This window comes from Marinobacter xiaoshiensis (assembly GCF_031631795.1).
Classification (GTDB): domain Bacteria; phylum Pseudomonadota; class Gammaproteobacteria; order Pseudomonadales; family Oleiphilaceae; genus Marinobacter; species Marinobacter xiaoshiensis.
Map to the genome: position 1 here is coordinate 440,260 of NZ_JAVMBO010000003.1, position 25,259 is coordinate 465,518.

The window sequence follows — 25,259 nt, forward strand, 5'->3', positions numbered from 1 at the left end:
ACCCTGCAGAATGAATGTCCTGAGTGCGCAAGCGTCTTACGACGCTTCGCGGATTCCTTCCTGCATGATTTCATCCACACTCTTTGCCAGCAACTCGGCACCCAGTTTCAGGTCGTCCTTGCTGGTTGTCAGCGGCATAAGGCACTTGATGACTTCATCATTCGGGCCGCTGGTTTCGATAATCAGGCCGTGCTCAAAGGCGCGTTTGGTAATCGGGCCGGTAATATCAGCATTGGTCGCCTCGATGCCCCGCATCAAGCCACGGCCCTTCATTTTGAACTCACCCGGATACTTGTCGCAAATGGCCTTGAGCGCATCGCCCAGTACCTGAACCTTTTCCTGTACTTCTTTGGCAAAGGTATCGTCTTTCCAGTAAGTCTCAATGGCAGCACGGGCGGTAATAAATGCCATGTTGTTACCGCGGAAGGTTCCGTTGTGCTCACCTGAAGACCAGATGTCCAGCTCCGGCTTGAACAGCACCAGCGCCATTGGCAGGCCATAGCCACTCAGCGACTTGGAAACCGTTACGATATCCGGCTTGATACCCGCAAACTCAAAGCTGAAGAAGTTACCGGTACGGCCATTACCCGCCTGAATATCATCCAGAATCAGCAGCATGTCGTGTTTCTTACACAGCGCTTCCAGTCCTTTCAGCCACTCGGCACGGGCAGCATTCAGGCCACCTTCGCCCTGAACGGCTTCAACAATGACTGCTGCAGGCACTTCAACACCGGAAGAGCCATCTGACAGCACCTTGTCCATAATTTCCAGGGTGTCTACGTCTTCACCCAGGTAGCCGTCGTAGAACATGAAATCTACGTTGCCCAGCGGCACACCCACACCACCACGGTGGTGCTTGTTACCGGTAGCCGCAACAGCGCCCATGGTTACGCCGTGGAATCCATTGGTGAACGAAATGATTCCGGAACGGCCCTTTACCTTGCGGGCCAGCTTCAGAGCGGCCTCCACACTGTTGGTGCCGGTAGGACCAGTGAACTGAATTTTGTAGTCCAGGCCACGGGGATCAAGAATGTACTTCTTGTAAGCTTCCATGAAACCTTGCTTGGCTGTCGTAAACATATCCAGGCCCTGGCTAACGCCATCCGCCTCAATGTACTCAAGCAGTGCTTTTTTCAGTGTGTCGTTATTGTGGCCGTAGTTCAGTGAACCAGCGCCGGCCAGAAAATCCAGGTACTGCTTGCCGTCTTCCGTGTAAAGATGCGCGTTTTTGGCGCGGTTAAAAATCACGGGGAATGCGCGGCTATATACACGTACTTGCGATTCAGTGGACTTGAAAATTTCCATAATGTTACCTCTTTGCCTTCCGGCACTTTAATGCAGAATGATTGATTGATGGTTCTGATGTTGTTCGTGCGGGCACTCAGGGCTTCTTGGTAAACGGCCCAATGCGCAGCAGAAATTCAGAATCGTGCTTGCCGCCAAAATGAATGCCTTTCTCGAAGTGCTCATGGTGCTCAATCTCTGCGCCCATATCTCGCGCAAAGGAACGGAACAACGCCCATGAAGCTTCGTTATCGGCGGTAATCGTGGTTTCCATGTGGGTCGCGTTTTTGCACGCTTCCCGGGCCACGATCTCTTTCAGCATCCGCTTGGCCAAGCCTTGTCCGCGACCCTTTTCATGCACGGCAACCTGCCATACAAAAACGGTTTCGGGTTTTTGGGGAGGGATATATCCGGAAATAAAACCGACCAGATCGCCATCTTTCTCCGCAGCTACGCCTGTTTCGGCAAAATGGCTGCACTGCAGGAGGTTGCAGTAAATGGAGTTGGCGTCCAGTGGAGGGCACTCTGCCACTAACTGGTGGAGCCTGAAGCCATCATCCTTAGTGGGGGTACGAAGGGTGATGGCGGTGGTATTCGATCCTTCAGAAGTCATAACTTAAGTGGTTCGCTTTTAAAATTAAGCGTTAAATTATATAGACCACAAAATATATTTCAAGTCGGGCAGGGGAATTACGTCCCGGAAAACCCTGATACTCACTCTGAGAATAGTCTGACTCACTGCATTTTCCAACACCAAAAAGATTATGACGCCGCAGGGAAAACAATCTCACCAGGGTTGAGCGAAGCGCCCTCGATAAGACGCCTCCGATAGGATATTGCTGCCGGCGAACCCGATGGCCAGAGTTGGTCGAACTGTTCCACCCATGCACTGACGTTATAATCTACAGGTATCAAATCCACGTGCAACCCGGCAACCGAAGGCAGGCCAGCCACAGGCTCAACAGCTGACACCGTGCGACTTATGCGCATAATCAGCCCTCTTGTGTCTCCGCTCAGGTTGCCCATACCGGATGAGCCGTTATTGGCCACCGCACAAGGCCTCCCACAAACCCGGCCAGACCAAAGCACAGGGAGGCACGTATGGGTAGAGACCATTACATCTGCGCCGGATTCCCGAAACCACCCTTCAAGACTGCGTTCGTTGCCGGCAGCAAAGGATTCATGGGCCAACCCCCAACCAGCCAAAGACTCCGGATCGCCGTGCAAGACCAAAACCTTTAGTCCTCCAAACATCAAGCATTGATATCTTGGAAGAGCAGCCAACCGCTGCTGAATATCCGGGTGCGATCCGGCAAGTTTTTGTAGCCTCGACATAATCTGATTGGAACGCTCAACCACACCCTGGCCCACAAATTCAGGGTAGGCACAGCCACACCCGGCACCGCTATTCGGAGTTGCCAGTTCATAATCCACGTTTCCCAAAATGGCCATGTGGCTCAGTACCCGGCTGTTGATATCGCGGAACAGCTCATCACTGGCGTTAAACCAGTTGAAATCGCCGTTGAACACCCGCTTTACGCTGCGCCCCTGCCGCTCTTCTGCAAGGGCCATGTTCTCAATTTCATCCAGCGCAAACGGATTGCCGTAGAGCCCGCCAATTACATAAATAACGTCTTCAGCCACCGGCACAGGATCTGCGCACAAAGCAGCGGGTTGATAGCGATACGCCAGAGGACAACTGCGGCCTTCCGTCATCGCGCTTCTCCGGCCGCCAAAGTTCTCCCGGCCAGCAGGCGCACCACCAGCGGCAGGAAGAAGCCCGCGGTGCAGATCAGGAACCCATAGGCGTTAACGCCTAGCAGCGTGGCGTACTTGCCATCGCCGATAGCCCAACTCGCCGGAATAAGCCCCGCCGCCAAAAGAACGCCAAGCCCAAGGCCTGTCCAGAAACTGAGATGAAAACTCCACGGCGACCAGCGGGTAAATCCATAAAACAAAAACACCGGAGCCAGCCCCATCACCATAGTGCCGGAAACAGTGGTTGCCTTGAGAATATCCGTGCCTGCGAACATCGGCAGGTTGCCGATCACTGCAAACACAATCATCACCACGGCACCCACCCGCATGCTCGGCAGCCGCTCTTTCGCACGCTTTGCCAGCCGCGGCAAATCCACCGCCAGAGATTTCGCCAGCGAGGTAAAGGTGGAGTCGAGCGTGGAGCCAGCCGAGGTCATCATCACCACACTCATGAAAAACAGCGCCGCCAGCCCCAAGGACTGACCCACCGCCACCGGCGCATTGCCCATCGCCTCAATACCGTTAAGCCGCGCGTGAACACCCACCAGGCTGAACAAAAACACCGCCACAAAGCCCAGCAAGCCCGCCACTACGAAGCTCTTGAGCATGGTCTTTTCCTTGTTCACAAAGCCCCGATCCGTCAGCACCGGGTCGTGGAACGGGTAGCTGAACATCTGCAACAGAGCCACCAGCAGCAAATCAAACCCGGCGTTCAAACGGAACTCACCCTCGGTCAGCAAAGCGGAGGAATCGTTGGCCGGGATAATCATGAACAGCACCGCCCCCAGGAAAAACACAAACACGAACGTTTGAATCACATCCGTAAAAATCGAAGACCGCAGCCCGCCCTTCAGGCTGTAGGCCAGCGTAAACGCCGTGAACACCATCGCCGCGAGGTAATACTCCAACTCCCCGGGAAGCCCGAAGTAACCACCCACAACCGCCGTATTGCTCCAAACCTCGTTATACAACCGAATCAGAATAGCCGCCGCAAACGCCAACCCTGCAAAACGCCCAAACCGCGACGTAAGAAAATCCTGCAAACTCCGCGCCCCGGTCTGCGTGCGAATCAGATAAATCACATACCCGGCCACCGGAATCGAAAGCCAATAACTGGCATAAGCCAGCCCGCCAACCACCCCGTAATCTGCCCCCAGATTCGCCGCATTCGTCACCGACTTGGCAAAAATCCAACTGATAAAAATACTGGCCGTAAGCGACCACTGACTAACCGGATTACCCTGATCATCAGCGCCCTTGTAAAAAGACTCCGAGTTCCTGCTTTTCGGCGACAGCACATACATAACCACGCCATAAACCAGCAAGAACCCCCAAAACAGGGCGGCTTCTGTGATATTCACTGTTGTTTACTTCCTCGTTGTATTCCGGGGGCTGCCTAGAGAACTTTATCCGGGGGCATTGTTCGTTTTTCTGGTTCAGAGGTGTCGGCACTGGTGGGGTTGGGGTCAAAAAACCGCCCGTGAACCCATCCATGGGGGGCTTGGTCGCGCCATCCCTGGCGCTCCACATTTTTTGACCCCAACCCCACCAGCACCTTGGCTGAACCAAGTTCTTTCGTTCCCCGACAAAAAAGGCGCCTGAAACACTTACATTTTTAAACCATGAGGCTCGCAAGGTGTTCCCGCGGTATGGGGGGTGACAGTTTATTTTCGCCGGAAAAAGATGTCTGAGCGCAGCGAGTTGTTTTTCCAAGAAAATAAACTGTCACCCCCCATGCCGCCAACTCCCTACCCAGCAAGCTACCAGGCCAAACACCTAACCAGGCGCCGAACAACTAGCCCCATAGCGGTAACAGGAAAAGCACCGATGATGCCGCAACATAATGCGCTCACCCATGCTCTCCGCCAGCGACCCACCCAAATCATACTCAGGGTCATCATCCACCAGCGTGCAAGCATAAACCCGCACCGAATCGCCCTTCTTCACCAACATCCGCGTATAAGTACACATGAAATGAGCACGACTCTGAGGCGTTGGATATTTCTCCATGCACCCCTCAGTAATCTCAGGACTACCATCCTCAGAACCCGGCGTACCCAAATCCGGGAACGCCGTAAACGCCAGATTCTCCGGAATCTGCCACTCACGGAAAATCCCACGGAACGCCGCCTCCACATCTGCCGGCACCTCATTGGTATCCGTCTGCCGGGCAATCGAAACCTTGAACCCCTGCTCAATCAGCCAGTGAATCCCCTCCAGCGCCTGATCAAAACTTCCCTCACCGCGATCCTTGTCATGGCGTACACGATCAGGAAAATCCAGGCTCACTCGGAAATGAATCGGGTAGGGGTTATCCAGCAAAGGCAATACCTGATGCCGGCGCTTGAGTAACGGCTCAGTGGCATTGGTCAGCACAAAACAGGGCCGGTGCTGGCTGGCATAATTGAGAATATTCACAAAATCGCGTATCACGAACGGCTCGCCACCCGTGAAGGAAAACTGCTCCACGCCCATATCAATGGCTTCGTGGATAAACGGCTTCACATCGCTCAGCTTCATGCCAGGAATACGACCATCACCGGGATGACTGCCCTCCAGGCAGAACGGGCAAGCCAGGTTGCAGGCGGTGCCCGTGTGAATCCACAACTCTTTCAGCTTGTCCGCATCAATGTAACCCCGAGGGTCGCCATTGCGAGTGTGGGTCCAGCTGTCGCGGCCTCTGGGTGCCCGCACTTCTACCGCGGGTATGCGCTGCCTGGCAGGTCGTGTTTCAGTCAGGGGCATGGATGCTCCTTGATTCGGTGACATTACGGCGTCACGTTTGAAGTGTCGGGCAAGCTGCATGGACTTTTGCCACGTCGCCAACCGTGTAATTTTTCCAGCAACCTGAGAACCGTCTCGGGCGCATTGGCACGCTTCCACTCACCCGCAGCGTACTTGGCTGATTCGTTCCAGGTGGGGTACGGGTGAATCGTGCCCAAGATCTTGTTCAGGCCCAGGCCATGCTTCATGGCCAGGGTAAATTCCGCCAGAATTTCAGCGGCATGGGCGCCAACTACCACCGCACCAAGAATCTTGTCCTTGCCCGGCGGCGTGAGCACTTTGATAAAGCCGTAGTCTTCGCTGTCGGTAATCGCCCGGTCGAGATCGTCCAGGCCGTAGCGGGTTAACTCGTAAGCCACACCCCGCTCCTTCGCTTCCGCCTCACTCAGGCCCACACGAGCCACTTCCGGCGAGGTAAAAGTGACCCAGGGCATCACCCGATAATCCACCTTGAAGCGCTTGAACTGGCCAAACAAGCCGTTTACCGCCGCATACCAGGCCTGATGCGCCGCCGCGTGAGTAAACTGATATGGCCCAGCCACATCGCCACAGGCGAATACGTTGGGATATCGCATGCTCATGTCGTCGTCTACTGGCACAGTGCCGTTAGGCAGGGGTTCAATGCCAATCCGGTTTAGATTCAAGCCTGACGTATTCGCAGCGCGGCCCACAGCCACCAACACCTGATCGAACGGAATACGCACCTGCTCACCCTTGTGATCGCAGTAGGCAATTTTCTCACCGTCTTCCATGCAGAATTTTGTGGCCGCATGGTTCAGGCGCAGATCAATGCCATCGGCTTCAAACTGCTTTTTCACCACATCAGACACATCAACGTCTTCTTTAGCCAGTAAGCGGTCATCCCGCTCCACCTGAATCACCTGGCTACCCAGCCTTGCAAACGCGTGGGCCAATTCCGAACCAATAGGCCCTCCGCCCAGAACCAGCAACCGCTCTGGCTGCTCTTCCAGATCCCACAGGTTGTCTGAATTCAGCGGGCTCATTTCCGCCAGCCCGGGTATCGGAGGCATGGCCGGTTTGCCGCCGGTCGCAACCACGATGCTGCGCGCGGTCAGGCGTTCAGTGCGGCCATCATTGTGTTTTATTTCAAGCTCCCAAGGAGATACGAAACTGGCCTCACCAAAGATGCAGTCCACACCCAGTTTTTGATAGCGCTCGGGGGAATCGTGGGGCTCTATCTTGGCAATCACCTCCTTCACCCGGCTCATGATGTTTTTGAAGGAGCCCTTCACAGGCACAGATTCCAGCCCGTAACGGTTGGCATGGCGCATGGTATCGGCGGCTTTGGCACTACGAATCAGTGCTTTGGACGGAACACAGCCAGTGTTCAGGCAATCGCCTCCCAGCTTGTGCTTTTCAATCAGCGCCACCTTGGCTTTTACGGCAGCGGCAATATAAGCCGTCACCAAACCGGCAGACCCTCCACCAATCACCAGCATGTTGCAATCAAAGGATTCCGGTTTTTGCCAGCCAGCGTAAACACGGCGACGACGAATAAAACCCACCACGAACTTGGCAATCAACGGGAAAATGCCCAGCAAGGCGAGGGAGATCAACAAATCGGCAGACACAATATCGGACGTAGACTGAACCTGACCCAGCTGGGTTCCGGCGTTCACATAGATGAATGTGCCAGGCAGCATTGCCACCCAACTTACCAGCGCATAGGTGCGCAGCTTCATTGACGTCAGGCCCATGGCCAGATTGATCAGGAAAAACGGGAACACCGGTACCAGCCGCAAGGTGGCGAGATAGAAAGCGCCGTCTTTCTCCACACCGCGATCCATCTTCGCCACGGTTTCCCGGTAGCGGGAACGCAGGGTATCGCGCATCAGGAATCTGGCAACGAGAAAGGCGAGAGAAGCCCCCACAGTAGACGCCAGGGAAACCGCCAGCAGCCCGTATATGTTGCCAAAAAACGCACCGCCAGCGAGGGTCATAATTACCGCGCCAGGCAGGGAAAGCGCCGTCACCACCACATAAATAGCCATGTAGCCTGCAACCGCCAGCAGCAGATTTGCCTCAATCCATTGGGCCAGGCTTGCCTGATGGGACTGCAGGTTAGCCAGGGTGAGCAGTTTATGGCCGTCCAGACCAATAAAAACGCCAACCACGGCCACAATGGCCAGAATCAGTATCAGCTTGCTTCGATTCATGTCTAAGCCTGTAAGAAATGTTTAGAACAATACGTTTGTTGCTGTGACACGATCACCGCCCAAATGTTGCAGCGCACATGAAATGAATTTGAGAAGCTATCCTGAAGACAGAAAGCCAAATATACACAACCGGAGTGAAGAATGTTTCTGAACTGGCTAGCGAAGCATCTCGCCGCCTACCTTTCCAAGCAGGTAGCGCAGCACTCTGTGGCCACCTCAACCTATGAGGCCATGGCAAAGGCGCTCAGGCCCGGAGATGTATTGCTTGTGGAGGGTGACACCCGCATCAGTGTGGCGATAAAGTACCTGACCCAATCCACCTGGTCTCATGCGGTTCTTTATCTGGGGCCCGATGCCGGGCTGGGAACATCAGAAAATGGCGAGCCCCACACGCTGATTGAGGCAGACCTGGAGGTTGGCATTCGCACGCTGCCGCTATCCTTCTATCGCAACAGCCATACCCGAATCTGTCGCCCTTTAGGGCTGGATGACGAAAATATTCGAATGCTTACTGACTACGCCCTGAGCCGACTGGGCAACCGGTACGATCTGAAAAATGTGTTTGATCTGGCGCGCTATCTCATCCAGACGCCACCGGTTCCTTCAAGGCACAGACACAAATTACTATCCCTCGGCAGCGGCGATCCAACACGCACGATATGTTCCACGTTTATTGCAGAGGGTTTCCAGCGCCTGCGCTACCCCATACTTCCGACCATAGACACCATTCCTTCTGACGACCCCAACTGCCGGGACTGCATTCGTGAGCACTACCGAATCCGGCAAACATCCTTGTTTACACCAAGGGATTTCGATGCATCGCCGTACTTCCAGATAATCAAACCAACGCTGGAAAACAACTTCAATTTCAGAGCCATCGACTGGGCAGACTTATAAGCTGCCCATTACCGGTCGGCTTTAACGTAAATCCGGGTTCAGCGTATAGGTTCCGGTTACCCGGGCACTGGCCAATACGTGACCTTTCATGGCCTTGCGCACCGCCTCGCCATCAAACTCGCCAGAAAGCCCCAACGACTCCACATCCAGCGCATGCACTTCGTAGTGATAGTGGTGCAGCAGCTCATCGTTCCAGGGTGGGCAGGGGCCATCGTACCCGGTGTAAGTGCCGGCCATGTCAGGGTTGCCTGCCAAAAACTGGGTAAAGTTATTCACCCCGCGCAGGCCAAACACGCCATCAGCGCTGTCTTTGCCTTTTGGCGTAACACCATCACTGTCTTCGCCTTCAGGAATGCGGCTAATGCGGGCCGGAATATCCACCAGTAGCCAGTGGAAAAAATCCACCCGTGGAATATCCTTTGAAATGGTTTTGCCTTCCTGGTTTGCATCGTCCGCCACACTGGGTACATCCGGGTCGAACATCATAACCACAAAGCTTTTGGTGCCTTCTGGCTCACCCTCCCAGGACATTCCCGGGTTCCGGTTAGGACCAAAACTCATGCGATCTTCCGGGTGGAACACGCCGAACGCGAATAGATCCGGGATCGGCTTACCCTCTTCAATCCCCTCAACGTTCAGTTTCATGGTGCTTTCTCCTGTCAGTTATTGCTGTTATTAGCGTCGTTCTATTACAACGATTGTGCCTGAAGCTAACTCATTCTGTGATAAAAGGTTGTATCAACGGTATCGTACTCATGTCTACAACAACTGTTCAGCAATTATTTAGATGGAGCCCAGATGAGCGAACACAAGCCCGGCCAGCCTCAACAACCCGAAAGCCAACTGGATGAAGACGCCATTGCCTTTGCCCAGGGGATTTTTGAACTGGCCCGCAACGGTGGCACCCACATGCTTCGCCCCTTGTTGGACGCAGGTGTACCCGCAAACATGCGCACCAGCGACGGCAAAAGCCTGCTGATGCTTGCTGCCGGCAACGGCCATGCAGGTACGGTACAACTCCTGTTGGAAAAAGGCGCCAATCCCGAATTACAGGATGAAGAAGGCAATACGGCACTGAGCCTTGCCCGCGCGACAGATTCCCAAGCCACCGTTAAACTCCTGAGCCCCTAGCCCGGCCTTCTCCAAGAGCATCGTATGTTCAACACAGGCGATATTATTCATCACAGCCGGGATAAGCTCGGCAGCATTCTGGTGATCGATTACCGCAAACATCGGGTACTGACCTTCAACTCAATGTTTGAACAAAGCAAGATCGACAGGCGCTACCCCCACGTTCCCGTGCACGAATACAATCGCGCCATGTTTCTGCCTGCAGCCTTCAAAACCCCGCAACACGTCACCATACTGGGGCTTGGTGGCGGTGTAATGGCCAGCGCCTTTCATCACCTGTTTCCTGAGTGCCACATACATGCAATTGAACTGCGAGAGGCTGTGCTTTACGTGGCCCGGGAGTACTTTGACCTGCCCGAAAGTGAGCGCCTGAACGTAACCATTGCCGACGCCCGCGATGCCCTGAGCAACATCCCTGAAAAGAGCACCGATTTGATTCTGGCCGACTTGTACAGCGCAGACCGCATGAGCCCCGCACAGGCGCAGCGCCAGTTTGTAGAAGGCTGCAGCCGGGCGCTGAGCGACAATGGTTGGCTCGCACTGAATTACCATCGCCCACCAGATCCGGACGGGCCTTACTTCCGCCAGCTGAAAAAGCACTTTGCCGTGTTACTGGCTTTCAAGAGCAAAACCAACAACACCATTGTGTATGCCAGCAAACAACCCTTTGAGGCCATACACCCGAAGGATCCTGCACTTGCCAGCCTGGAAAAGCGCCTGCCTATTGGCTGGAAGCAGATAATGAGCAAGGTAATCCGGCTTTAACGTCATTTGATGGGCCACACGGGCTCAGGTCCACTTTTCCTGCGGCGCCGTGTAGCCATTAAAGCCCTCTATCAGCGCCGCCGGTGTATCGGCCAACACAATCATGTCGAGGTATTGCTGCTTGACGAACCCGGAAGCCACCATGGTTTTAACCATCTCAAGCTGCGCGTCGTAAAATCCATTCACATTATAGAAAGCGCAGGGCTTTCTGTGAAAACCAAGCTGCCCCCATGTCCACACCTCGAAGATCTCTTCCAATGTGCCAATGCCCCCTGGCAGGGCCACAAAGCCATCGGCCAGCTCTGCCATCTTCGCTTTGCGCTCATGCATGCTGTCTACAACAAAAAGTTCGGTAAGGCCCGGATGCGCCAGCTCCCGGTTAACCAGATGCTGCGGAATCACGCCAAAAACCTTACCTCCGGCTGCCAATACCGCATCAGCAACAACGCCCATAAGGCCAACATGCCCGCCACCAAACACCAGATCTATCCCGTTATTACCGAAGAACTCGCCCAGCTCTCTGGCCTTTTCAATATAGAGCGGCTCATTACCTGAACGGGAACCACAGTAAACTGCTACTTTCATATCTTCCTGTCTCTTGCTGTATTTCAAATGATTAATGGGCCTTCCGACCAATTGTGCAGCCTGCCCGGCGCGCGTTAGTATTATCCCCGCAGCACCCGTATCCTACCTGTAAGCTAGCCCCAGTGACGACAGCCAAGCGTTTTTCCGCAAGAGCGTTTGGCTTTCATTACTTAAAGGTCTGAACGCTATGGATAACCTTCATCACATTGTGGTGGTCGGCGGTGGTGCCGGCGGCCTCGAACTTGTTACCAGCCTGGGCAGAAAACTCGGCAAAAAAGGCAAAGCCCGCATTACCCTTGTTGATGCCGGCCTTACCCACGTGTGGAAGCCCCTGCTGCACGAAGTGGCCTCCGGCTCACTGGATGCCAACTCCAACGAAGTGAACTACCGGGCCCACGCCCGCAGGCACCACTACGAATTCCAGCTCGGCCGCATGAATGGCCTCAACCGTGAGGCCAAAGAACTGGTGATCGCCCCCTTTTTTGATGAGGAGGGCATTGAAGTAGTACCTGAGCGCCGACTGAAGTACGACACGCTGGTGATTGCCGTAGGCAGCACCGCTAACGATTTTGGCACTCCCGGTGCACAGGAGAACTGCCTGTTCCTCGACAGCCTGAAGCAGGCACGGCGCTTCCACAACCTGATGCTCAACGCCTTTTTGCGCAAAAACCACGAAGCCATGCAAGGCGGGGCTCACGCGCTCAACATAAGCATTATAGGCGCAGGCGCCACAGGGGTTGAGCTGGCTGCAGAACTGCGAATGGCATCACGGGAACTGCCCGTTTACGGCATGAACCACCTGAAAGCCTCCGATGTATCCATTACCGTAATTGAAGCCGCCGACCGGATTCTACCGGCGTTGCCGGGGCGGCTATCGGCAGCCGCCACCAAAGAGCTAGGCCGCCAACACGTGAAAGTACTCAATGGCCAACCCGTAAGCGAAATTCGCCCTGGCCTTGTGGTACTGAAAGACGGCACCGAACTGCCCTCAGAAATGACCATCTGGGCCGCTGGCATTAAAGCGCCTGCATTTTTGGCCAACCTCGACGGGCTGGAATCCAACCGCAGCAACCAGCTAATAGTGCACCAAACCCTGCAAACCACCCAGGATACAGACATATTCGCCTTCGGCGACTGCGCAGCCTGCCCGCAGCCGAATTCTGACCGCCCCGTAGCGCCGCGCGCTCAGGCGGCACACCAACAGGCCGACACCCTGTTCAAAACCCTGTGCAACCGGCTGGAAGGCAAAGACGCCGTGCCCTTCGTGTACAACGACTACGGTTCGCTGATCAACTTCAGCCACTACACCACCGTAGGCAACCTGATGGGCAACCTGTCTGGCCGCAGCATGTACATTGAAGGCAAGGTGGCGCGGCTGTTTTATGTATCGCTATACCGCATGCACCAGGTGGCCTTGCACGGCTTTCTGCGCACGGGCGTGATCTGGTTTATGGATAAGATTAGCCGGGCTATGCAGCCGAGGATGAAGTTGCATTGATGGGTTCTCGGCTAAAACCTGAAGGTCTCAGGTTCTTCAAAAACCCAACGCTTTGCCAATAAAATCATGATGAACAAGCCGCCCGAATTTGTGACTTGGGCGGCTTTTTAACGTTGCAAACATTAACTCCTCAGAGTACTGTACATAAACACAGTATTCATTACAGGGAGCCCTCATGAAGAAGGAACTTCAAACTTCAAAAAGCGTTCTGGATGAAGGCATCGACAGAACTCATCGTCTCAATATCCCGATTCCAAACCCAGACACAGTTACGCCCGAGGACGTAATCCGCTATCGAGTGCTCGTCGCTCAAGCCTGGATAGAACAGGATATTAAATTCAACTTTTTACCCGATGACATTCCTGATTTTGCCACGATTGGAGACTATTGCGATCACAACATGTATCTGCTGGACGAAGCCCTGCAAGGCTCCAAAGTTGGCAGCTTTTATGAGTGGGACTGGGATGTGCAGAAAATATGCGACCACTTCAATGCCGTAGCAGATGCTCTCAGTAAGTGGTTAGAATCAGGTCGAAAAGGAAGCGCTGCCGACTACATTGATATCGAAGCTTCGTTCAGCTGAGAAAGCTCATGGCCGAGCTGGGCTGGTTTCACCAAAACAGCTCGACCCGGTAATCCAGCTTGATAGATCGTCGATGACTGACGCAAGGGATTCAGCGCGTGCGTTCTTTACTGAACACTCCCACAGAATGAAAACCCGCCAGCCTCGATCTAGCAATGTTTCAATGCTTTTGCGGTCACGCTCCTGATTCGCACCAATTTTTGAACGCCAGAACTCTCGCCGGGTTTTAGGCCATTTGAACAGGTGACAGCTGTGGCCGTGCCAAAAACACCCATTGATGAAAACCACAGCGTTGTAGCGCGGAAGCGTAATGTCTGGTTTCCCGGCAAGATCCTTACGATGAAGGCGATACCGGAATCCCCTGGCATGCAGCGCTTGTCGAACAACAAGCTCCGGCTTGGTGTTTTTGCCACGGATTCCGGACATCATTCGTGAGCGTGTTTGCTTATCAACAATGTCAGTCATCTGATATTAAAACCTGGAATTCGTTCAAAGGCCTGGTATGCTAGTGCGCCACCAAATCTCGGTGATCATCTCATGAAAAACCAAATCAAAATAATTGATCTTTTCGCTGGCCCCGGTGGCTTAGGGGAAGGATTTTCAGCTCTTGAGACCGAGAACGGAGATTTCCCATTTCAAATCGCAGCCTCCGTAGAAATGGAGCCCAGCGCGCATAAAACGCTAACGCTCAGAGCATTCTTTCGCCAGTTTCGAGGCAAAGAAGTGCCAAAGGAATATTACGACTACGTCCGTTCAGGCGGCAGGGGTGACCTGGACGAAGTTTTCAGCGAGTACCTTGAGCAGCTCCAGGCAGCAAAGGATGAAACCCTGGGTGGGCCAAAAGCTCTCGGCAGCGAAGACCACGATGAAATTTTTCAGGCAATAGAGGACGCTCTCAAAAATCATAAGGGGCCAACAGTCGTTATTGGGGGTCCCCCTTGCCAGGCCTACTCGTTAGTCGGGAGGGCCAGAAATAAGGGCAACAAGTCTTACCAACCAGAGGAAGACGCCAGGCATTTCCTTTATCAGGAATACCTCAAGGTACTCGACCTTGTGAACCCTGACGTTTTCGTGATGGAGAACGTAAAGGGCATCCTGACAGCCAAGGTGAATGGAAATCCTATCTTCGAGGAGATCCAGAAGGACTTACGGCACCCCGGAAAAGCTGTTGGCAATCATGGCAGTGACGTTGAATACGATCTCTACCCATTGGCGGTGGAAATAGGTAAAGGGCGTGCTAAATACTCAGGTAAAGACTTCGTTATTCGAGCAGAGGAATTTGGCATCCCCCAAGCTCGCCATCGAGTCATAATTCTGGGCGTGAGGAGAGACCATCAGCATAAAGTACCCAGCAGCCGACTCCTCGGACAGTGGCAGACAAACGAGTTAATAACTGCCGACCAAGTCCTATATGACCTTCCCTCTCTGAGGAGCGGCCAAACCAAGGTTCTGAAGAACGATTATCAGGCATGGCTCGATAATCTGAAAAAGGCCGAAGGCCATGCGAGTTTAACACCCGCGCTCCGAAATGCGGCGAAGAAATATGCGCGGGAAGCTGGCAGTCGACCTAGTGTGGATCCAGGCCAAGGCCTGCCATTTGTAGAGCAAGCCGAAAAGAATCTACAACGAATGCCTGAAGCCTTACAGAAATGGTACTTGGACAAAGAGCTGGAGGGCGTCCCAAATCATCAGGCAAGAAATCATATGCCGGAGGATCTGCACAGGTACTTTTATGCCAGCTGCTATGCGGAGATAAACGAAGGCCTATCTCCCAGGTCAGCGGACTATCCAGATGAACTGGCGCCCGCACATAAAAACTGGAAAAGTGGTCACTTTGCAGATCGATTTAAAGTGCAGTCTCGCCACAGAGTGGCCAGCACGGTAACCAGTCACATTTCAAAGGACGGGCACTACTTCATTCACTATGACCCTGCCCAGTGCCGCAGCCTTACGGTGCGTGAAGCCGCCAGGATTCAGACGTTTCCTGACAACTACTTCTTTGAAGGGAACCGCACTCAGCAATATGTCCAAGTGGGTAATGCAGTACCTCCGCTGCTAGCCAACAGAATTGCACAAGTGGTGCTCTCTCTCCTTTGCGATCGCTCCCATAAAATAATGTAAAAACACACAGCATACTTCGCAAGCTCACTGGATAGTTTTCAATATTACGGCTAGTTTGTGCAGTTGAAGGGATTCATCACGCAAGCACGCCTCTAATTATTACAATCAGTTAGCTTCGTGATCCCAAAATTTTAGCTGTTTGGGAGCCAAGAAATGTCCAACCCTCAGGTTGATAAACTGGTCGAGATGCTTGAAGAGGCAATGCCTAGCTCAAAGAACCTCGATTCGGCATTAGACACTGTCAAAAGCCGGCTCGAAGCTCTTAGCCCAGGAATTTTATCACCCGAGGTATACGCGGAAGCTTATAAAATCCTGGCCAAACGGCTTGAGGATGTTGAGGTGATCAAGGTCAACTCAATTATCAGCAAACGTGACCCGTGGTATTACGGCCCAAAGCCTTCTGATCTGCACTGGCCGGCTCTCAAGGGGTATTTACTCAAAGAGAAGGATTGGCACCCGGATGACGTTGAAAGCATTAATGCGTCATCTAATGAAGTTGTGTCTTTGCTAAACAACCCGAAAGAAGATCGCTTTACCTGTAAGGGATTAGTTGTAGGGCATGTTCAGTCCGGTAAAACCGCAAATATGACCGGCGTAATCGCGAAGGCCGTCGATGCTGGCTACAACACAATTATTATACTGGCAGGCCTGACCAACAAGTTGCGCCGGCAAACTCAGCTCCGAATTATAGAAGACCTCGTCGATCGGCGTCGGTTGTTATGGGATGTACGAACACCAACGGATGAACGAGGCGACTTCAGGACTCCACCTAGCGGAGGCTTACTCTCCAATCCCAACGGTGTTCAACTGGCAGTCGCCAAGAAAAACGTCTCCCCGCTTCGGCAGCTTTACCAAGCCATTAAAGAAACTCCAAAGGTTGCGTTAGATCGGTTGAAAGTCTTGATAATAGATGACGAGTGCGACCAAGCCAGCGTTAACTCCGCTTCTGGCGAAACAGATATGACCTCAATAAATGAGCGGATAAGAGAGCTAATTCACCTTTTCCCCGCTGTTACCTACGTCGGTTATACCGCTACCCCGTTCGCAAACGTATTTATCAATCCTTATAAACCGGACGGCGTCACTCTTGATGATCTATATCCAAGCGACTTCGTAACCAGTCTGCCAACTCCTGAGCGCTACTTTGGCGCAAAAAAACTGTTTGGTCAGCCGCCAGTTGAATCAGACCGAGACGATGATGGTGACGATGGGTTAGACATGATTCGCTTTATCGTAGAAGAAGAGATCGCCGATTTGCAGCCCGTCAAGGCAAAAGACAGGGATGTTTTTCAGCCCAAAATGACGCCGTCACTGGAGCGGGCAATTCTTTATTTTTTGTGCTGTTGTGCTGCAAGAAGAGTTAGAGGTGATACTGACAAGCACATGTCCATGCTTGTCCACACATCCGCATATGTGACAATGCATGAGAAGCTTGCATCGTTGATTCATGGCTGGCTTGAGACCAAGGATGAAGATCTGAAGAAGGCTGACAGTCCTATTTCAGAACTGATGGAAGAGATCTGGCAAGACGAAAGTAAGAGAATTGACTCGAACATTACCAGCGCTACCTCTGTATCCTTTTCGGAGCTATTTCATGAAATCCCAGTGGTGCTCGATGCAATAGAAGTACCTGTTGAGAATGGAGAGAGCAGCGAACGTATTGATTACACAAAAGAGCCCAAGACATATATCGTAGTTGGTGGTTCAGTTCTGGCAAGGGGCCTCACTATTGAAGGACTAATGGTTAGTTACTTCCTGCGGTCAGCAAGCCAGTACGATACCCTGCTCCAGATGGGGCGCTGGTTTGGGTTTCGTCCGAAATATGAGGACTTGCCTCGTATCTGGACCACTGAAGATCTAGCTCTCAAATTTAGAGCCTTAGCGGGAATCGAAGCAGAAGTCCGAGAAGAGATTGAAGAGTATCGTTTACGTGAAATTACCCCCATGGAAATGGCTGTGCGTGTTCGTGCCATTCCGGGTATGGCGATTACTGCTGCCTCTAAAATGAAAGCTGCCAACCGATGTGCGATCAGTTATTGGGGCACCCATAAGCAAACATTCCGCTTCAACCACAAAGACCCTGATATCCTAAAAAAGAACTGGCAGGCGGGAGCAGATCTTGTAAGTCAAGCAGAGAACCTTGGCCTCCGAGACGAATCGTCTACCAGCCCTTTGTGGCGAGATGTTCCTCGCACTGCAGTGGCGCGATTCTTTCAGATGTATTCCGTTCATGCTGACCACAAAGATTTATCTGAGGAAACTCTCAGTGAATTTATCTCGGGCGGTGGAGACGCGCTCAAGAAATGGAATATGGCGGTCATTGGCACTAAGCGAGCTGGTGAGTCATCAGAAGCACTTGGGAGTATCGGGCCCGTTTTTACTGTAAATCGCGCAAAACTGAACTCGGCCAGTCGCCCTGATACTGCAGACATAAAAGCCCTTATGTCACGCTCTGATTTGGCAGTGGACACCGATATTAAGTTCGACTCGACAATGAAGTGGTCCGACCTGAAAGTTTCCAGAGAAGAGTTGGCAGGGAATAAGCCGCTTCTTTTATTGTATGCAATAAATAAGGGCTCAGAGCCAGCAACAACAAATAGTAAATCCAGATCTAACCTTGAGGCACTGTCAGACATTCTTGGCTTTGGAGTTGTCTTTCCGGGCAGCTCCGACTCTTCGGGCAAATACTTCAGCGTCGACCTGGATTTTGTTTCCGGTGACGAGATTGAAGAAATTGATGCTGAAGAGCTGGCTCAAGCGGAGGCTGCAAATGTCTGACAGCAAAAGGACTGCAGGATACCACTGGAGCCTCCTTCGCCAAGGGGACTTCGCTCCAAGCAAAGATGAGCTACCAACCAGGCTTGCTAATGTCGAGGTAACAGCTGGCCCTCTTCGCTTTGCACTAGGTCCCGCGCAAGAGGCGAGACTTTTACTTCCACTCTCAAAGTCCGAGAAGGTTGGGAAGCTTCCTGTCAGCACATCACTGCGCATAAAAGAAACACACGCAGTTATCGACGGCTCAACTTCCCGCCTTTTGGATATAATGTGTACAGTAAAAGAGCTGGAAAGCGTTTTTACGGAAGTCGTCGATGAGATTCTGTCCAGAATACAAGAAGGGACCAGCGTCCCGTCAGCACTACGCTCAACCCTTCATGACTTCAGAGCGCTGCTGTTTTTAACACCGACAAAAACTATTCCAACAGAGATAGTCTTGGGATTGGTTGGTGAGTTATTTGTGCTGAACGAGTTGTTAGACCGCTCCCCGGAAGCGTGGCGTGCCTGGATGGGCCCCCAAGGTGGGCGACATGATTTTAGAGCAGGAAGCTTGGCACTTGAAGTAAAGAGCACTCGTTCTGCTTCAAATACGCTTGTAACCATCCAGTCAGTTGACCAGCTTAGTGTGCCATCAGGCGGGCAACTCTACTTGACCCGCTTAACGCTTGAGCCAACACCCGGCGGCGTGCTCAACGTGGCCAATCTGTACAATCGTGCTGCGCTTAGATGTTCAGAGCCTGAAAAACTAAAGGAGATACTGCTAGGCCTGGATTGCTCAGATCCAAGTGCTGATGAGTGGAACCACCTCAGCTTTTCGTTCGAGGGTGAAGAAGTATTTGAGGTGGGCGGCAGTTTCCCTCGCCTGACTGAAGATAATTTCGTTGGCTCGAAATCTCCCCAAGGGGTCCTGGATATCTCGTACAAAATCGACTTGAGCCATGCCAGTGACTGCATAATTACGTCTGACAAAAAAGAAACTATACAGAACGAGTTAATTGCATGCCTTTCCCCAGAATGAATCTGCATTCCGAGCAGTACGGTAGATCCGGAAATATTGGGGAGAACTTCCGGAAACTACTTGGCTCCCCTGCACTGGACCCACTACAGACAGTGATCCGGGAGTCAGTACAAAACACTCTGGATGCGTCAAAACTCGGCAATCCTCCCGAAGTCCTAATTAGACTGCGTCATCTGACAGATGGTCAGTTGGCTGTGCTGTCCTCGAAGGTATTCAGCGATCTGCCTGGTGAAACTACATCTCGTGAACGTATTGCACAGTTTCTCGATACACAAGCTCCTCTAGTCTTGGAAATTTGTGATTTCGGCACCACTGGTTTGGGGGGGCCCACCCGCTCCGATCAAATACCAATCGGCACAACAGAAACTGATTTCATCGACTTTTTACGAAATATCGGTAGCAGCAGAGATACAACTCATGGAGGAGGAACTTACGGGTTTGGGAAGGTCTCGCTATATGCCATGAGTCAGTGCAATACGATCCTCGTCGACACATACGTACATGGCGATAGCGACAAAACTCGACGACTGATGGCATGCCATGTAGGCAAGTCGTTTGGGGTTGAGCAAGGAGGTTTCGAGAAGCGCTATACAGGACGTCACTGGTGGGGGACTCTAACATCTGAAGGTGACTTTGCTGAGCCAGTGATTAATTCTGACGCTACCGCAATTTCAGAAGCTGTGGGGTTCCCTAAAAGAAGTGCTAGTCGCAGTGGTACATCCATCATGATCCTTGGAGTAAATATCCATGATGATGAGTCGCGGACGGAGTCACCCACCGTTATCGGCGCAAGAATTATGGAAACCCTGCTTTGGAATTTCTGGCCACGAATGATGCAAAGCACGCCGCCAAACAGGCGTCTTAAGTGCAGTGTAGAAGTTGACGGAATTCCCATGGCAGTTCCTGCTCCAGAGCAATTCCCACCACTCGATCTCTTCTGTCTGGCAATGGACAAAATTCGCTCGGGTAACGAGGCTGACGTTGCACAAATATCTTGCCAACGCCCATCAAAGGCTCTCGGCAAGCTCGGGCTGCAGAAAGGTTTGCGGGGTAAAAGAACACCACTAGTAGGCGTGGGAAGTATCTTTCCAACTTTATCTTGCCACATCGCGGTCATGCGGCCAGTTGAGCTTGTCGTCAAGTATTTTGAGGGGGAGCCGCTTCCTGATGAGAGGCTGGAATGGGCAGGAGTCTTCGTAGTTGATGATGACGACGAAGTCGAGCAGGCATTTGCCGATGCAGAGCCACCAGCCCACGATAACTGGATCCCCGACAATCTCCCAAAAGGGCACGCTAAGACCTACGTCAACGTGGCTCTGAGAGAAATAAAAAAAACTGCCCGTGAGGTGGCAGCAAAATCAGCGCCCTACAACCTCCCCGGCGAAGCGGGGCCTTCACTTGCGAAAGTCGCAGGGATGATCGGCTCAATCCTCGATCGAGGCTTAGGTGATGGTGCAGGCGCACGTCGAAGTAAAGCCCGGCCATCTAGAAAAACAACAAAGCGCGCTAGAGTTTCCAAGCCGACCTTTGACAGGCTCTTGGATGGTTACGGGCAGTTCGCTGGTGCCGTGGCGGTTTTTCGCTCTGATGTTGTGCAAGACCGGGACCGCTCCGGTCTTGTTGTATGTGGCGACGCCATGTTTGCTATTGAAGGTAGTAACATTTCAGCGGACTCGGATCTACCAGAGAAGCCAGAGATTCTAGAGTACAGGTTTGAAGGTCCAGAGCATTTGATTATCGGTGACGCTACCGGCGTATCTGTTGATGGTAATAACGGAACACTGGAAATATATGTGGCGATGCCTGAGCACGGTGCAGTGACTTTGCGCCTTGATATGTTGAGGAGTGAAGATCTGTGAGCCGCAATATCGCGTTCCCATTTCTTACCGTTCCAGACTCATGCATCAGCGCTGAACCATGGTTTCTATGTGTGGATGGAGGCGGCTCTACTCCAATCGGCGACTATATTGCAGATTGGGACTATGCCACAGAGTTATGCCTATCCAGATCTATAGAATTAAACATGGAGGATGTTTCGAGTTTGTTGGAAATTCCCTCCGATTCTCTCGAAGTCAGGCTAATTGTAGATATTGGTACGGGATCGGGTCGTCTACCCAGGAAAATTCTTTCAACAAACAGTTTTAAGATTACCACTGCATTTCCTAAAGTTGATATATCACTAATCCCCCCTAGTGAGCATCTATCATCATTTCTCTTTATATCTACAACTCTCGTACTCGCTTCCAAGCCTTCAGCTTTTGGAAAATTATCTCCTACGCTCCCAAACAGTAGGCTGTGGCAGGATAAGCTTGTAACGCGCCTTGATGGCGAAGAACCTCGCTTCCCAATCGAAGAAGCGAGCTTTGCAAGCCTCTTCGGTAATCTGCCAGAGGCAAGGGCACCTTGGTTTGTTAGCTGGAACCCGGGTGACTGGAATCGCGACTTTCATGGCGCGGTTCGGCTTTATTTAAACAATGATTACCCAGAAATTATTACAAAAATACAGGCTGGAGATAGCTTTCTGCTACAAACAATCAGCGTGGATGTTGTAGGTCAGGTACTCGAAAAACTCCTAACCGAAACAGACGCCGACGACATAGTAGCTAATGCTCCCGGAGGCTCCCTTGCTGCCCAGGCTGCGAGCTGGATAAAGCTAGCATGGCCAACATCCAGCTTGGTCAGCCTGAAACACAAGTTTGAATCTCAACCCGGAATATTCCGAGCTTCCATTTGGGCTATCGCAGAAAGCCAAGAGGAATTATGAACGTAAGACTTTTCCCTCGACTTAAACGAATTGCTGTCGACCAAGTGTTGGAGAAGCTTGATTCTAACTCTCGTGGCTCGGCCTTTACTATCGCATCAAGCCTTCCTGACGCCGTTTCGTATGCCCCAACTGGGGGAAGCAAAGCCACCCATTCTACCTTGGTTGATATGCGTGGCGCGATACTTGATATAGCTAGGAATGTTGGCTACCCAAATCAACCAGACCGCTCAGGCGCCGCAATATTTGATGTGAAAACGTCAGTCTGGCTGGCAGAGAGTGAATACACTAATACAGGTGAATTCCTGCGTGACGATGTCTGGGCTTGTATAGCTGCCGTTCTCTTGCCAGACATAGTTATTTGGCGCTTCTCCCTAAGTGCTCGCGAGCGCTTTCACGGAGGGGTTAGAAATGCGTTCCAGCGTCTATGGCTAAGAGGGCAGATATTGGACAGGGGTGAGGATCACCCTCACAGGTGGGAGCTATTGGAACAGCTCACCGAAGACGCTCTTGTGCAGATTACCGAAAGACCTAGTATCGCGAGCAGTAGACCCTTATCAATTGCGCTAGCCGAAGGCTGGTTAAGAGCCTCCAAAGCGTACGGCTCGTCCAAGATGGAGGAGCTTATGAGGAAAGTCACTTTACAAGTCAGGCTACAAAACGAAACACGCCACTTAGCTACACTTTCTAACGACGCTTTAGAGGGCTTTGTCGACAACCTATTTAATTCCGCTGCAGAAGCGTTAGGAATAAAAATATCTACTAATTAATCACCTGATAAATCTCTTCCAGAAGACGTGGCTGTGCAATTAAAGCAGCCCTGCGCGCTTATATACCCCATTCACCCAATACTCATCCCGCCCCGGCCTGCGATCTGCAGTTTGCCATGTGGTTATCTTCTCAAGCCCCGGTAGAGCACTTGCCCAGCCTTCAAGCTGAGCCTCTGTCGCATCGGTAAAGTGCCTGCCGTTGTGTTCGCGCTGGTGTTCACCACGTTTGAAGCTCAGGTATAAAGCGCCGCCGGGCTTCATGGCTTGCCATAGTTGGGAAAGTGCTTGGGGTATCTGCTGCCGGGGGAGGTGGAGCAAGCTGGCGCAGGCCCAGATGCCATCGTAGGCCTGATGTTCAGTAACCTGGCTGAACGTGCGAACAGAAACCGGGTGGCTTATGGCTTTGGTTGCCAGGGCAGCCAGTTTTTCGGAGGCATCAAACGCCGTAACGCGGTAGCCACGGGCCAGAAACTCGCGGGAGTCCCGTCCTGAGCCGCAACCTGCGTCCAGAATATGGGCATTTTCAGGGAGATGTGGCAAAAAAGCGTCGTACAGCGCGGACATATCCACATGCAGCGTTTCGTCTATAAATTGCTGCGCGTGCGCGTTGTAGTAGGCAACCGATTGGCTCATGCCGGGCAATGCTCTTTTATTATCGACAGAGCACAATATAAGCGACTGTTTTATAAATACAAACCGTTAAGGCAACTTATGGCCTGCCCGTCTATTTGAATCGCACAACAAGCTCGTGAAGTTCTCCGGCTATATGTTCCAGCCGCTGAACCCGCTCTATTGCCAGCTCCCCTTTTTGCAGGCTATCGGAGCCCAGGCTGGATATGTGCTCAACCTGCTCATTTATCTCATCAAATACTTGGGCTTGCTGCTCTACGGCTGCGGCCATCTGTATCGACATTTCAGCAATGGTGCTAACCGATTTGGCGATCTGCCCCAATGTGGTTTCCGCTTCCAGCATGTGGGCAAGCCCGCTATCGGCCGATTTTTTACCCTCATCGGATGCGCGCACAGAAGCGGAGGTTCGGGAGAGCAGGGCTTCAATTATTCCGTGTATTTCCCGGGTGGAATCTTGCGTTCGTCTGGCAAGGCCCCGCACTTCATCAGCTACCACGGCAAAGCCGCGCCCGTGCTCGCCGGCCCGGGCTGCTTCAATGGCTGCGTTCAGTGCCAGGAGGTTGGTCTGTTCGGCAATCTCTTCAATAATCTTGGCAACGCTGGCGATTCTCTGGGTTTCTGTAGCCAGTTCACCAACCGACTCGCTGATGCTGTGCACTGCCGCTTGCAGGCCTTCAATTCCTTCACGGGTTGTTCCTATTACACTTGCCCCACTATCCGCCAGCTCACGGGATTCTTCTGCTTTCTGGGCCGTGCTCTGAACATTGGCAGACACTTCTGTAATGGTCTGGGATACCTCATGCACAGAGGCCGCCACGTTGCTGATTTCTGACTGCTGTTTTCTCAGGGCTTCGTGGGATTCGTAAGTGACTTCAAGCCCTTGAACCGCGCCGGTTTTCACTTCTCCTGCGGAGTATTCCAGGCGAGAAAGCACGGCATCCAGATGGGCTTTCTGCGCCATTACGGCAACCTTCATGCGCCCGGATTCCAAATCGTCGTCGGTAAAGCTGCGTGCGGCGAGGTCGTCGGTAAAGCTTTTATCAAGAAGCTGCATTACGGAGCTTATTAACTGGCGCCGTGAGCTGTGCAGCCAGAGAGCGTAGGTGATCGCTCCAATCAACAGAATAGCCTGGGCTGCCAGAGACTGACCGGAGAAAAAGGTGAGCGCAGCCACAACCACCACGGCAGCCATAAACAAGGTTTGTAGCGCAAATCTTTTGAAGAAAGGTGTATGGACGCTGCCTTGGCGAATTCTGGCGTACTGTTTTTCAGCACGCTGAATATCTTCTCTGGACGGGCAGGAGCGAACCGATTCGTACCCCACAACCGCGCCAGCTTTGGTGATGGGTGTTATGTAGGCGCTAACCCAGTAGTAGTCGCCGTCTTTGCGACGGTTTTTGACCATCCCCATCCAGGGTGTGCCTGCCTGCAGGTGGGACCACAGGTTTTTATAGGTTTCTGGAGGCATGTCGGGGTGGCGCACTATGTTATGTGGCTTGCCAATCAGCTCTTCCCGCGAGAACCCGCTAACCTCTACAAACGACTGGTTGCAGTGGCGTATTTTTCCTTTCAGGTCTGTGGATGAAATCAGCTTTTGCGACTCTGGAAAGGTGTACTCAACATCTGTGACTGGCAGGTTTTTTTTCACATCGATCGCCTCATAGTGGCCATCACCTAACTGTGGTACAGGATCATCGATGTGTAAAATATTTGCAGCTTGCG

22 protein-coding genes are annotated in these 25,259 nt (G+C 52.4%); 11 read left to right on the forward strand and 11 right to left on the reverse strand.

From position 1 onward, the window contains the following. Positions 1-36: 36 nt before the first annotated feature. The 6 genes from ectB to RKA07_RS02025 form a co-directional block, all read right to left on the reverse strand. Positions 37-1,305, reverse strand: coding sequence for a diaminobutyrate--2-oxoglutarate transaminase (ectB, locus tag RKA07_RS02000; RefSeq protein ID WP_200201481.1), 1,269 nt, complete (start codon positions 1,303-1,305; stop codon positions 37-39). A gap of 76 nt (positions 1,306-1,381) precedes the next feature. Beyond that, positions 1,382-1,897 carry a diaminobutyrate acetyltransferase gene (ectA, locus tag RKA07_RS02005; protein ID WP_200370672.1) on the reverse strand — a complete coding sequence of 172 codons (516 nt, stop codon included), beginning with the start codon at positions 1,895-1,897 and terminating at the stop codon, positions 1,382-1,384. A gap of 149 nt (positions 1,898-2,046) precedes the next feature. Then, positions 2,047-3,000: a hypothetical protein gene (locus tag RKA07_RS02010; RefSeq protein WP_310965411.1), complete on the reverse strand. Its 954-nt coding sequence runs from the start codon at positions 2,998-3,000 to the stop codon at positions 2,047-2,049. Beyond that, positions 2,997-4,403: a sodium:solute symporter family transporter gene (locus RKA07_RS02015; RefSeq protein WP_310965412.1), complete on the reverse strand. Its 1,407-nt coding sequence runs from the start codon at positions 4,401-4,403 to the stop codon at positions 2,997-2,999. The genes RKA07_RS02010 and RKA07_RS02015 overlap by 4 nt, the downstream gene beginning before the upstream one ends. A gap of 415 nt (positions 4,404-4,818) precedes the next feature. Beyond that, the gene (locus RKA07_RS02020) at positions 4,819-5,787 is read right to left on the reverse strand and encodes a radical SAM protein (protein WP_310965413.1); all 969 of its coding nucleotides are present in this window, start codon (positions 5,785-5,787) and stop codon (positions 4,819-4,821) included. Positions 5,788-5,810: 23 nt separating this feature from the next. Continuing rightward, positions 5,811-8,003, reverse strand: a complete 2,193-nt coding sequence (locus RKA07_RS02025) for a dihydrolipoyl dehydrogenase family protein (RefSeq protein ID WP_310965414.1) — start codon at positions 8,001-8,003, stop codon at positions 5,811-5,813. A gap of 141 nt (positions 8,004-8,144) precedes the next feature. Here RKA07_RS02025 and RKA07_RS02030 point away from each other — a divergent pair, with 141 nt between their 5' ends. Next, positions 8,145-8,900, forward strand: coding sequence for a C40 family peptidase (locus RKA07_RS02030; protein WP_310965415.1), 756 nt, complete (start codon positions 8,145-8,147; stop codon positions 8,898-8,900). 21 nt (positions 8,901-8,921) lie between these two features. Here the strand turns inward: RKA07_RS02030 and RKA07_RS02035 are convergent, their stop codons facing one another. Continuing rightward, the gene (locus tag RKA07_RS02035; protein ID WP_200370679.1) at positions 8,922-9,545 is read right to left on the reverse strand and encodes a YbhB/YbcL family Raf kinase inhibitor-like protein; all 624 of its coding nucleotides are present in this window, start codon (positions 9,543-9,545) and stop codon (positions 8,922-8,924) included. A 153-nt stretch (positions 9,546-9,698) separates the two neighbouring features. Between RKA07_RS02035 and RKA07_RS02040 the strand changes: the two genes are divergently transcribed. Both RKA07_RS02040 and RKA07_RS02045 read left to right on the forward strand, forming a co-directional pair. Further along, positions 9,699-10,031: an ankyrin repeat domain-containing protein gene (locus RKA07_RS02040; protein WP_200370681.1), complete on the forward strand. Its 333-nt coding sequence runs from the start codon at positions 9,699-9,701 to the stop codon at positions 10,029-10,031. 24 nt (positions 10,032-10,055) lie between these two features. Continuing rightward, the gene (locus RKA07_RS02045) at positions 10,056-10,796 is read left to right on the forward strand and encodes a spermidine synthase (protein WP_200370682.1); all 741 of its coding nucleotides are present in this window, start codon (positions 10,056-10,058) and stop codon (positions 10,794-10,796) included. A gap of 24 nt (positions 10,797-10,820) precedes the next feature. Here RKA07_RS02045 and RKA07_RS02050 read toward each other — a convergent pair whose 3' ends face one another. Continuing rightward, the gene (locus RKA07_RS02050) at positions 10,821-11,381 is read right to left on the reverse strand and encodes an LOG family protein (RefSeq protein WP_200370683.1); all 561 of its coding nucleotides are present in this window, start codon (positions 11,379-11,381) and stop codon (positions 10,821-10,823) included. Positions 11,382-11,568: 187 nt separating this feature from the next. On the opposite strand from RKA07_RS02050, the gene RKA07_RS02055 reads away from it, so the two are divergent. Both RKA07_RS02055 and RKA07_RS02060 read left to right on the forward strand, forming a co-directional pair. Further along, positions 11,569-12,879 (forward strand): NAD(P)/FAD-dependent oxidoreductase, encoded by a 1,311-nt coding sequence (locus RKA07_RS02055; protein ID WP_310965416.1) that lies wholly within the window; start codon positions 11,569-11,571, stop codon positions 12,877-12,879. Between the two features lie 175 nt (positions 12,880-13,054). Then, complete coding sequence (locus RKA07_RS02060) at positions 13,055-13,462, forward strand: hypothetical protein (protein WP_310965417.1); 408 nt, start codon at positions 13,055-13,057, stop codon at positions 13,460-13,462. A gap of 6 nt (positions 13,463-13,468) precedes the next feature. On the opposite strand, the gene RKA07_RS02065 is transcribed toward RKA07_RS02060, so the two are convergent. Further along, entirely contained in the window at positions 13,469-13,927 is a 459-nt protein-coding gene (locus RKA07_RS02065; protein WP_310965418.1) for a very short patch repair endonuclease, read from the reverse strand. 72 nt (positions 13,928-13,999) lie between these two features. Between RKA07_RS02065 and RKA07_RS02070 the strand changes: the two genes are divergently transcribed. From RKA07_RS02070 to RKA07_RS02095, 6 genes are all read left to right on the forward strand, one after another. Next, a complete protein-coding gene (locus RKA07_RS02070; RefSeq protein ID WP_310965419.1) occupies positions 14,000-15,583 on the forward strand; it encodes a DNA cytosine methyltransferase in 1,584 nt (527 codons plus the stop codon). Positions 15,584-15,736: 153 nt separating this feature from the next. Next, positions 15,737-18,361: a Z1 domain-containing protein gene (locus RKA07_RS02075; RefSeq protein WP_310965420.1), complete on the forward strand. Its 2,625-nt coding sequence runs from the start codon at positions 15,737-15,739 to the stop codon at positions 18,359-18,361. Beyond that, positions 18,354-19,376 carry a PD-(D/E)XK motif protein gene (locus tag RKA07_RS02080; RefSeq protein WP_310965421.1) on the forward strand — a complete coding sequence of 341 codons (1,023 nt, stop codon included), beginning with the start codon at positions 18,354-18,356 and terminating at the stop codon, positions 19,374-19,376. The genes RKA07_RS02075 and RKA07_RS02080 overlap by 8 nt, the downstream gene beginning before the upstream one ends. Further along, positions 19,358-21,235 (forward strand): hypothetical protein, encoded by a 1,878-nt coding sequence (locus RKA07_RS02085; RefSeq protein ID WP_310965422.1) that lies wholly within the window; start codon positions 19,358-19,360, stop codon positions 21,233-21,235. The genes RKA07_RS02080 and RKA07_RS02085 overlap by 19 nt, the downstream gene beginning before the upstream one ends. Next, entirely contained in the window at positions 21,232-22,140 is a 909-nt protein-coding gene (locus RKA07_RS02090; RefSeq protein WP_310965423.1) for a hypothetical protein, read from the forward strand. The genes RKA07_RS02085 and RKA07_RS02090 overlap by 4 nt, the downstream gene beginning before the upstream one ends. Then, entirely contained in the window at positions 22,137-22,907 is a 771-nt protein-coding gene (locus tag RKA07_RS02095; protein WP_310965424.1) for a DUF6339 family protein, read from the forward strand. Before RKA07_RS02090 ends, RKA07_RS02095 begins: the two co-directional genes overlap by 4 nt. A gap of 39 nt (positions 22,908-22,946) precedes the next feature. On the opposite strand, the gene RKA07_RS02100 is transcribed toward RKA07_RS02095, so the two are convergent. Together RKA07_RS02100 and RKA07_RS02105 are read right to left on the reverse strand one after the other, a co-directional pair. After that, complete coding sequence (locus RKA07_RS02100; protein WP_310965425.1) at positions 22,947-23,540, reverse strand: class I SAM-dependent methyltransferase; 594 nt, start codon at positions 23,538-23,540, stop codon at positions 22,947-22,949. A 91-nt stretch (positions 23,541-23,631) separates the two neighbouring features. Further along, a complete protein-coding gene (locus RKA07_RS02105) occupies positions 23,632-25,185 on the reverse strand; it encodes a methyl-accepting chemotaxis protein (protein WP_310965426.1) in 1,554 nt (517 codons plus the stop codon). Positions 25,186-25,259: the final 74 nt, after the last annotated feature.